The 9,290-nt window shown below is 60.1% G+C and carries 5 protein-coding genes and 5 pseudogenes; 3 read left to right on the forward strand and 7 right to left on the reverse strand.

The annotated features are described in order from the left end of the window. Nucleotides 1-550 precede the first annotated feature (550 nt). Together EOA32_RS11220 and EOA32_RS11225 are read right to left on the reverse strand one after the other, a co-directional pair. On the reverse strand, nt 551-1,609 hold the full coding sequence (locus EOA32_RS11220) for a class I SAM-dependent methyltransferase (RefSeq protein ID WP_024504268.1): 1,059 nt from the start codon (nt 1,607-1,609) through the stop codon (nt 551-553). Between the two features lie 57 nt (nt 1,610-1,666). Beyond that, nucleotides 1,667-1,887, reverse strand: a pseudogene (locus EOA32_RS11225) (insulinase family protein); the annotation flags it as partial. 1,054 nt (nt 1,888-2,941) lie between these two features. On the opposite strand from EOA32_RS11225, the gene EOA32_RS39785 reads away from it, so the two are divergent. Continuing rightward, nucleotides 2,942-3,307 (forward strand): extracellular solute-binding protein, encoded by a 366-nt coding sequence (locus tag EOA32_RS39785; protein WP_245454714.1) that lies wholly within the window; start codon nt 2,942-2,944, stop codon nt 3,305-3,307. Nucleotides 3,308-3,771: 464 nt separating this feature from the next. Here EOA32_RS39785 and EOA32_RS11235 read toward each other — a convergent pair whose 3' ends face one another. From EOA32_RS11235 to EOA32_RS39790, 3 genes and pseudogenes are all read right to left on the reverse strand, one after another. Beyond that, nucleotides 3,772-5,226 (reverse strand): glutamate synthase subunit beta, encoded by a 1,455-nt coding sequence (locus EOA32_RS11235; protein ID WP_024504270.1) that lies wholly within the window; start codon nt 5,224-5,226, stop codon nt 3,772-3,774. Between the two features lie 41 nt (nt 5,227-5,267). Next, a pseudogene (locus tag EOA32_RS11240) lies at nt 5,268-5,431 on the reverse strand (thioredoxin domain-containing protein); the annotation flags it as partial. 275 nt (nt 5,432-5,706) lie between these two features. Further along, a pseudogene (locus EOA32_RS39790) lies at nt 5,707-5,892 on the reverse strand (pyridoxal-phosphate dependent enzyme); the annotation flags it as partial. Here EOA32_RS39790 and EOA32_RS11250 point away from each other — a divergent pair. Then, entirely contained in the window at nt 5,807-6,760 is a 954-nt protein-coding gene (locus EOA32_RS11250; protein ID WP_024504271.1) for a TauD/TfdA family dioxygenase, read from the forward strand. The pseudogene EOA32_RS39790 and the gene EOA32_RS11250 overlap by 86 nt on opposite strands. A 594-nt stretch (nt 6,761-7,354) precedes the next feature. Here EOA32_RS11250 and EOA32_RS38540 read toward each other — a convergent pair. Beyond that, nucleotides 7,355-7,624 (reverse strand): hypothetical protein, encoded by a 270-nt coding sequence (locus tag EOA32_RS38540; RefSeq protein ID WP_024504272.1) that lies wholly within the window; start codon nt 7,622-7,624, stop codon nt 7,355-7,357. Nucleotides 7,625-8,617: 993 nt separating this feature from the next. Between EOA32_RS38540 and EOA32_RS11260 the strand changes: the two are divergent. Further along, nucleotides 8,618-8,764: pseudogene (locus EOA32_RS11260) on the forward strand (multicopper oxidase domain-containing protein); the annotation flags it as partial. A gap of 104 nt (nt 8,765-8,868) precedes the next feature. Here EOA32_RS11260 and EOA32_RS39795 read toward each other — a convergent pair. Beyond that, a pseudogene (locus EOA32_RS39795) lies at nt 8,869-8,997 on the reverse strand (LysR family transcriptional regulator); the annotation flags it as partial. Between the last annotated feature and the right edge of the window lie 293 nt (nt 8,998-9,290).

Raw genomic sequence — 9,290 nt, forward strand, 5'->3', positions numbered from 1 at the left:
AGCGCATGTTCGTGTCGCCCGATCCGGTCGATGGGGGACTAATTCCCACTTAGAAGCTGCTCTACATCAGATCAGGGGAAATGCAGACTGGCAGAATTCCATAATTAGCGACTCAAAACATATACTCAGGCGAGACTGTTTAGCATAGAAATAGTGAGCGCTCTCCAATATGTTAGGCTCTGTCGCAGTAGCGCAACAAGCTCAGTCTTTGGATGGGTGGTATGAGGATGAGACGACTGAATGTGTACAGGCTCAGTCATTTTATCGAGGCTCTCGTTTTTGTCGTAAGCGCGTTCGGTGCGACGTGGCTTACCAGCTTTGTGAACGCGCCATGGTGGGCATATGTGATTATAGCGGCCATCACTATGGGCATGTTCGTAGCCGTGCGTCGGGTCCTTTCTGAGCCGCAACGTATGGGACTCTTGGCACACAACTCGGCAGCGACCTCTGCGTGAACCCAGGCGCCTTGAAAATGTCCCCGATGCGTCCGGATTTTTGGCGGTGATCTTCAATCAAATGCGATGAGCTGCAATTTCTGGCGACGGCCACGCTAAGGGCGGGCCTCCAGCACCATGTTGAACGGTGTCTCCGCGGCGCGACGCAATCGCTTGAAGCCGCCGCCGGTCACAACCTTGCGCAGCCTCGCCTCACCGGCCTGGGCTCCAAGCGCGAGCCCGACTTCCTGCGACACGGATGCGGGCGTGCACACGAAAGTGGAAGCGGCATAGTAAACGCGGCCGACGGGATTGAGGTTCGCCGCCAGATGATCATGCGCGAACGGCTCGACGATCATCCACGTGCCGTCCGGCTTGAGCGATCCGTGGACATGGGTGGCGGCGCCCGTCGGGTCGCCCATGTCGTGAAGGCAATCGAAGAATGTGACGAGGTCATACGTTCCGGGATAGCTCTTGGCGGCCGCCACGTCGAACCGCGTGTTAACGCCGACGCCGGCTACCTCGGCCGCCTTGCGGGCGCGCTCAATCGAGGGGGCATGATAGTCGAAGCCGACGAAGCGCGAATTGGGGAAGGCCTGTGCCATGAGCACGGTCGATGCACCATGACCGCATCCAACATCCGCGACGTCCACGCCGCGTTCGAGCTTCTCGACGACGCCCTCCAAGGCCGGCAGCCAGGAGTCGATCAGATTGGCATTGTAGCCTGGACGGAAGAACCGTTCCGTACCGCGAAACAGACACGCGCTATGATCGTGCCACCCGACGCCCTTGCCGGACTGGAATGCCTGCCTCACCTTTTCTTCATCGAGCCACAGCGCGGACAGGAACTCGAATGCGCCTGCCATGAAGGCCGGGCTGTCTTCATCAGCGAACACCAGCTCTTGCTCGGCGTTGAGATAGAATTTGTCGCTCGCTTCATCGTAGTCGACGTAACCCGCCGCCGCCTGCCCGGAAAGCCATTCCCTTACGAGGCGTTCCTGGGTGCCGGTGCGTGTCGAAAGTTCGGCGGCCGTCATCTTGCCGCCTTCGCGCAATGCCTTAAACAGGCCGAGTCTGTCCCCCAGCAGGACTCCCGCGCCCGTTGCGATCGCACCGAGATCGCCGACCATTTTCCCCAAGAATGCGTCCAACTTTTCCTGATTCGCTTCAGACATCTGAATCTCCCTTTGGGTTCAATCTCTCCAGGCGACGGAGCCGTGCTCGTCATGAGGCGCCTTGAGCATCAGATGCTCGAAGACATGCAGATATCCCCGGCGGCTCATCCGCGCTGCCGATCCTGCACCAGACCATATCGGTGACGAGCGGCGCGGTGGTCGGGAATGACAGCCACCTCCATGCCGTTGAAAAGCAGGAAATCCGTCACTTTGCCCTCGTCGGTAACCGGCGGAGCCGGAGTGGTCGTCACCAGGGCAAGCCCTGTTGCAGCAGGTATCCTTGGGCAGCCTGTCAGAACATCGATGACTCCGGTTGTGGTGCCGGGGCGGGCGATCAGGGGCCAAGTGATTGTTCCGCGGCGGCTGTATGTTGTGGTAAGGTGATCATGCGAACTCTTGTTGGTCGGTCACGTGTTTTGCGGATGACCCGCATGTACTGTGCCAAATGAGAAAACCATTCAAACGCAATCCAGTAGATCTGACTGTATCCGACATTGTCGGAATTTGGACATCGCCGAACGCGAAGCGCTCGGGGCTTGTGACGATACTTGAGCGTGCTGCTTCGGAGGAGGGATGCGCCTCGAACCGGCCGCGAGGCCTTTTTCTGGCAACGGATATTCCGGCCGGGTTAGGCCGCGAGGAAAGCGACGGTGAATAAGAGGTAGAGGACCAACCGTTTTGAGCGGGTAGTTGCCGTGTTGCGCCCCCAGGCAAAGGCCAGCACCACGGAGCAGTATTTCTGGTGGCGATACTACATCGCCTTTAAGTGCCGGTTACCCGTTTTTACCCAGTTGGCCTGGTGCATTCAGAGCGAGGTCGTTGGAAACCGCTTATTGTGGCTATGAGCAAACTCGGGATGGAGGAGTGGACCCAAAAATTGGCAAAATGCCCCAGGGAGGATTACATGGGTCGCTCATTCCCCGTACTCGTTACAGGTGCGCGTCGCTACGCAAACAGCTTGCTTTTGACTTGGCGTTTCTTGCCGTTTCGGCATCGCTCACTAATTCGGCCGCTGCCGACACCGTGAACTGGCGTCAATTCGAAGGGACCAGCATAACTTGGGCCTACGACATCCACCCCTATGCGGATGCTCTCGCTGCGCAACTTTCCGGAGTTCGAGAAGCTGACCCGGCATCAAGGTCACGCCGGAACTCTACCCAGACGATTCTTACTGGAACAAGATGACGATCCAACTGACGACGAAGTCGCCAGCATGGGATGTGTTCGGCACTGGCATTCAGCCCGCGTAGGACCTCGCTCCGAGTGGCGCCTGCTGGACAAATACCTGAGTGATCCGAAGCTTACCGATGCTGGATACGACTACATTCGGACATGATCAAGAAGTGCGCGGCTCCTTCCTTCGCCAATGATAACTGGAACCAGGTCGTGGACGGCATCTCGTCCGGCCGCACCGCGATGACGATCGACTCAAAAATGTTCGGCTTCTGGAACGATGTTGCGGGGAAGCCGGCATCCGGCAAGATCGCCTTCGCTCCGCCGCTGCACGCACCGAGCGCCACGAGCTTGGATTCTGACATCTGGATCTGGGCTCTCGCCATGAACGCGGCTTCCGAAAAGAAGGGCACGGCCTGGCTGTTCATCCCGTGGGCCACCTCCAAGCAGGTGGCGCTCAAGGGTGCCCTTGCTGGCCAGCTCGTCAATCCGCCGCGCACGTCGACCTGGCAGGACGATACCTAGACTAAGTACGCTTCGCAGCCCGAGTTCAACAACTTCGTTGACAGCTTCAAAAAGATACAGGATCAAGCCGCGCTGGCTTTCACACCGCGTGTCGGCTTCGGCGAAGCCATGAACGCATGGGCCGTGGCGATGCAGAAGATGGCAAACGGCGATGACGTCGAGACGACGTTGAGGGCGCTTGCCGAAGAAATCCGCACTGGCCTCTGATCAAAAGGAACAGGGCAGTACTATTGCACTGCCCTGTTCCCGCCAACGGCGGAGATCACGCCGTGTCACCCCAAGCACTTAAACCCAGCGCTGCTTCGCCCGGCCGCGCCGACGATTTTTCTTGGCCGCCAAGGCGGCAGCCTGCGGCCGGGGCCACAACCGAAACGACCACGGCGATCAGTCCGTAAGCTGCCCGGGGCAGCGGAAGGGCGGAAAGCGCCTTCAGGTGGCCGCACAAGTAGGGTCTCGAGACGGACTCAGCGCGGCAGCACGCTCGATCCCATCAGCGCCTCATCGATGGCGCGCGCCGCCTGGCGGCCCTCGCGGATCGCCCAGACGACCAGCGACTGGCCGCGCCGCACGTCGCCCGCCGCATAGAGCTTTTCGACGCTGGTCCTGTAGTCCCGGTCATTGGCCTCGACATTCTTCGAGCGGCGGCTGTCAATGGCGATCTTCATCTGGCCGGCCAGTTCCGACACCGGCCCGCGAGCGGCTGGCCCGGCAAAGCCGATGGCGATGAACGCGAGATCGGCACGAATGACGAATTCGCTGCCGGCGATCGGCTTGCGCTTTTCGTCGACCTCGCAGCATTTGACCCCGGTCAGCTGGCCGTCTTCGCCGATGAACTCGAGCGTCGCCACCTGAAACTCGCGCTCGGCGCCTTCGGCCTGCGAGGACGAGGTGCGCATCTTGGTCGCCCAGTAGGGCCAGACCGAAAGCTTGTCTTCCTTTTCCGGCGGCTGCGGACGGATGTCGAGCTGGGTGACGCGGACCGCGCCCTGGCGGAAGGCGGTGCCGACGCAGTCGGACGCGGTATCGCCGCCGCCGACGACGACCACATGCTGGCCGCCGGCGAGGATCGGATGCGACGGCCACGCCACCGACTGGATCGGTTCGCCGCCGACACGCCTGTTCTGCTGCACCAGATAGGGCATCGCGTCATGCACGCCGCCGAGATCGTCGCCGGGAATGCCGGCCGCGCGCGGCGTTTCGGAACCGCCGCAATAAAGCACCGCGTCATGTTCGGCGAGCAGCTCGGCAACCGGCTTGTCGACGCCGACATTGACGCCGCAATGGAAGGTGACGCCCTCGCCCTGCATCTGCTCGATGCGCCGGTCGATATAGTGCTTCTCGATCTTGAAGTCGGGAATGCCGTAACGCATCAGCCCGCCGGGCCGGCTCTCGCGCTCATAGACATGGACGTCGTGGCCGGCGCGGCCGAGCTGCTGGGCAGCCGACATGCCGGCCGGGCCGGAGCCGATGACGGCGACGCGCTTGCCGGTCTTCTTCTCCGGCGGATAGGGCCTGATATGGCCGGTCTCGTAAGCCTTGTCGGCGATCGCCTGCTCGACCGTCTTGATGGCGACGGGAATGTCCTCGAGGTTCAGCGTGCAGGCTTCCTCGCAAGGTGCGGGGCAGATGCGGCCGGTGAATTCCGGGAAATTGTTGGTCGAATGCAGGTTGCGGATCGCATTGTCCCAGTCGCCATTGTAGACGAGGTCGTTCCAGTCCGGGATCTGGTTGTGGATGGGACAGCCCGTTGGCCCGTGGCAGAACGGAATGCCGCAATCCATGCAGCGCGCGGCCTGTTTCTCGACCTCCTTGTCCGACATCGGCAGCGTGAATTCACGGAAATGCCGGATGCGGTCGGAGGCCGGCTGGTACTTGTGCACCTGCCGGTCGATTTCGAGAAAGCCTGTTACCTTGCCCATAGTCCAGCTCCTGCTGTCCAGATGGCGCGCCTGGCGACGCCCTGCAGCTGGATCAGATGGGGCATCCCGTCCACACATGGGCCGCACCAAGTTGCCCAAAATTCGACTATGTACACTTGCCGGGCTCAAAGCTCGTGAGGGGCTCGCCATGCAGCCAGTTCTCGACTCTAATCGAAGGAGCCGGGGACTCCATCTGCAATACCACGTTGCGGTCCAAAGCTATTTCCAAAGGTTTCTGCACGAGCTGGTTTCCTCTCAGAGACGGCACACGGGTTCAGGGAGGAGCGCATCGCTCGTCTTGCCCCATTAAGTGCAGTCACAGTCACTCAGTCTCAAAAGCCATGCCAACGCGCTCAGCGCGCAGTTAGCGCCCATTGCTTCGAAAAACCTCGTCAGTGCCCAGATGTTGGTTGTAATGAACCTGACATTTGTCTGACGCTGTCAGCTTTTGGACACGCGATCACGCGCTTCGTGCCGCCAGGCCAGGCCGAGCCCTGTGTTGCCAGCGGTCGCTTCGATGATTGTACCGCCCGGCGCGAGCTGGCCACGCTGTTCGGCATTAACGATCATCGACAACGCAATGCGATCCTTGATCGATCCGCCGGGATTTTGGCTTTCGAGCTTGACGAAGAGAATTCCTGACTCCGACGTTGTACCGCTGACCAGCCGTGTTGGAGCTGAAATCAGAGGAGTTCGCCTTGGTGGAGACCTTTCGGACGCAGCGATAGCAGCCATCAACCAGCTTCTTCTAAAACACAAGGTGATCTTCTTCCGCGGCCAGGAGCATCTCGACGATGCGGAGCAGGAATTGTTCGCGCGGCGTCTGGGTAACCTTGTACCTCATCCCACGCAGGGGCCGGCAGCCGGCACGGCCTCAATCCTCAATCTCGATTCCGGCCGTGGCGGTGGCAGGGCAGACCAGTGGCATACCGATGTGACTTTCGTCGATGCCTATCCGAAATTCTCGGTCCTACGTGGCGTCGTCATTCCGGCGGCGGGGGGCGACACGATCTGGTCCAACACGCACGCCGCGTACGAGAATCTGCCGGCGCCGCTCAAAATATTGGCGGACAATCTGTGGGCTATTCATAGCAATGCCTACGACTACGCAGCCGTGCGCCCGCGCGCCACAGCCGAAGAGAAGAAGCACTTCGAGGAAGTTTTCACATCGACGATCTACGAGACCGAGCATCCGGTCGTGCGCGTCCATCCGGAAACCGGGGAGAAGTCGCTGCTGCTCGGCAATTTCGTGCAGCGCCTCGTCGGCCTTTCCAAGAGCGATTCCGCCAAACTCTACGAGGTGTTCCAGTCCTACGTCACTGCCCCGGAAAATACCGTGCGGTGGCGCTGGCAAGTAGGCGACGTCGCTATCTGGGACAACCGTGCTAACCAGCATTATGCGGTCAACGACTATGGCGACCAGCACCGGGTTGTGCGTCGCGCTACGGTTGACGGTGACGTTCCGATCGGCGTCGACGGTCGCCGCAGTATAACCCATGTCAAGGCAGCCAAGCCGGCGGCGAAGGCAGCCTGACCGTCTGAACAGGGTAAAGATGAAAACTTCGTATCGCCGCGGCCATATCGCGCTGCTTAACCGCCCCACAAAGCCTTATGATTTCCGAGAAGCAAGGCGAGTTGCGGGCTCGAGGCTTGGCCCGAAATCGAGGTCCTGCAGCGTGGCGCATGGCTCGAGTCGCTGCTCGTGGCCCCGCTGCAGCGGTACAGGTCCCCCACCGCCCCACCATCTCGCCCGCCCTGCACCTCGGATAGCGATCATTCACCGTTTGTTCATTATGATAGCGCACGATCATAACTGGACATGCTGGTAGCTCGTACATGCCTGAAGGCCCTGCGCGCCGACCCAGCGCCGGGGCCTTTTTACTTCCGCAAAATCGATTCCAGCAACGCGGGCACTTCGCAGGATGTCGGAATCCCGCGCTTGCGATGATACGCCGTACAGCGAATTGCGCGAGTCAAACGAATTTGGGTTTCTCAAATATAGAATCGTCGATACCGATCCTGATGGATCGAGCCTCGACGACGAAGTCAACCATCTTCAAACGGAATTATTCAACATTGCCGAGAGCTCCCGGTGTGCCGTCGAAGCCGACATTGGGGAGGTCAGCGGTCACCAACGATCATGGTGATCGCCAGCATCTTTCGTATTCACATAACCGTCGGCCTTGTACTTTCCCGAGGCCATGACATGAGTGGGTCTTCCAAGCACCGATTTGGCCCGGTAGGATTTGCAGGGGGCGCGGACAAGCGGATGAACAAACGGAATGATGCCGGAAAACTGCGCGCGCCTGCTGGGATTTAGCCGACCGTCGATAGGAACATAGCCCTGGTCGACGGCTTTCTGAAGGGCAAGAGTTTCGCCGACCTGGCTCAGGAACATGGCTTGTCGACAACGAGGGTGCGCCAAATCATCGAGAAGGCCGATCGGCTCGTGGGCGGCGCATTCAGACCAAGACTGAAACGTCCAACGCCTCGCCTCGGTCCGATTTCATGGTCGACTATCCCTATGTGTGCAAATGGCCGAGAAGCACCGGCTGGGTAGCGTCACGCCGCATCATTCTTTGCGGAGCTGGAGCGCGCGGGATCGCTGGAGCGGCTGGTGAAAGCGGTTGCCGGGGCGCACAACACGTGAGCTGGCGCCTCGTGTGGCAAAAGGAGAGGGCGAGAGCCCATGGCCTGCAATGAAGCGATCAAGCATTGCGATCGTGGAACCAAGCTAGTCGACCATCCGGACCGCGGCCTTCAATGCCAGCTCGCCTTGGAATCGGCCTTCCAGGAATTGGCTGAGCGCGCAGCGGAATCCGGCTGGACCGAGGAGATAGCCACGCGCTCCTCGAACTCGCCGGCGCGCGCCTCAGGAGCGACTCCGCCAATGACAGACTGAGAGGACGATTAATCGTGCCAGGGCAACGAGAGAGCGGCAGGTTCAAGAAGCTTCGCCTGAACCGATAGGAACGTCGCTGCGCCAATAAAATTGGCGGTGAAGGCTGACCGCGGCCGAGTCGGGCAAGCGAGCGAAGTGCTGAAATAAGGGCGTGAGAATCCAAGACATCGTTTGTAGAGAGCATCGAGCTTCGCGAGATTGTGGTACAGGATCGACCGCAGGTGTTCTCGCAGCGCTCGCAGAACCCGGGATTCTTCCGCGGCACCCGCCAAGGCGAAGAACGGTCAGAGTTGCACGATAACGTTTAAAAGCGAGCCTTCCTCCGAAAGTCTGCGCGCGCAGTTCCACGGTCCGATGCGCTTTCATAGCTATTCCAATCGCCGCGCCCATCCTCTCCCGGATCAGGTCCAGCGGGTCTGCAGTGCATGCGCCCCCAAAGTGGACGCCATTGGGCCGGGTGAACCGGGCTCGATTGCGCGCCGAAGGCCCGTTCCAGGCCCGGAAATCCGGGTCCGTCAGGGCGAGCGCGTGCGGGTCGAGGTAGAGAACGGCCTTGCCGAGAAAACGACCGTGCACTGGCATCGCGTGCGTGTGCCACATGCCATGGATGGCGTGCCTCACCTCACGCAGAAGCCCGCGAAAAGGCAACGGAAGATCTAGCATTTATGGGGGAAATGTTTTTTCGGAGTGCTTGACCCGCAGGAAGGGCAGGGCATGACTGCCTATCGCCCGACCCGGCCGGCCGCACTCATGACCGGCTGGGCTCGGTTAATCCTGCATGCCGCGCCCATGAGGTTGCGCTCTGTCGGGAGTGCGTCGAGCACAACGACGAGATGTAGTTCACGATCTTTGAAACGCGTGTCAACCATCCAAAGTGTGGATGCCTTTCATCGAAACAAACGATTTCATCAATGTTCTGGAATCCTGCATGGGCAGAACAGAAACCGCCCGAAAGGAGATTTTTCATGCGCTCTACCGGGCAGTGGAGTGCTGGGAAAGGGAGTTGCAACTGACCGGGTCCGACTTCTTCCGAGTCTATGGACAGACTGGGAGACGCGCACGGTGTAGCGGCTCACATCGTCATACTGCACCTACGCCACACACCGGCCGGACCTGATCCGGCTTTATGAGCATTGGGCTTTGTCAGTTGCCCAAGCGTGAT

The sequence above is a fragment of the Mesorhizobium sp. M1A.F.Ca.ET.072.01.1.1 genome (assembly GCF_004023325.1).
In the GTDB taxonomy this organism is placed as follows: Bacteria; Pseudomonadota; Alphaproteobacteria; order Rhizobiales; family Rhizobiaceae; genus Mesorhizobium.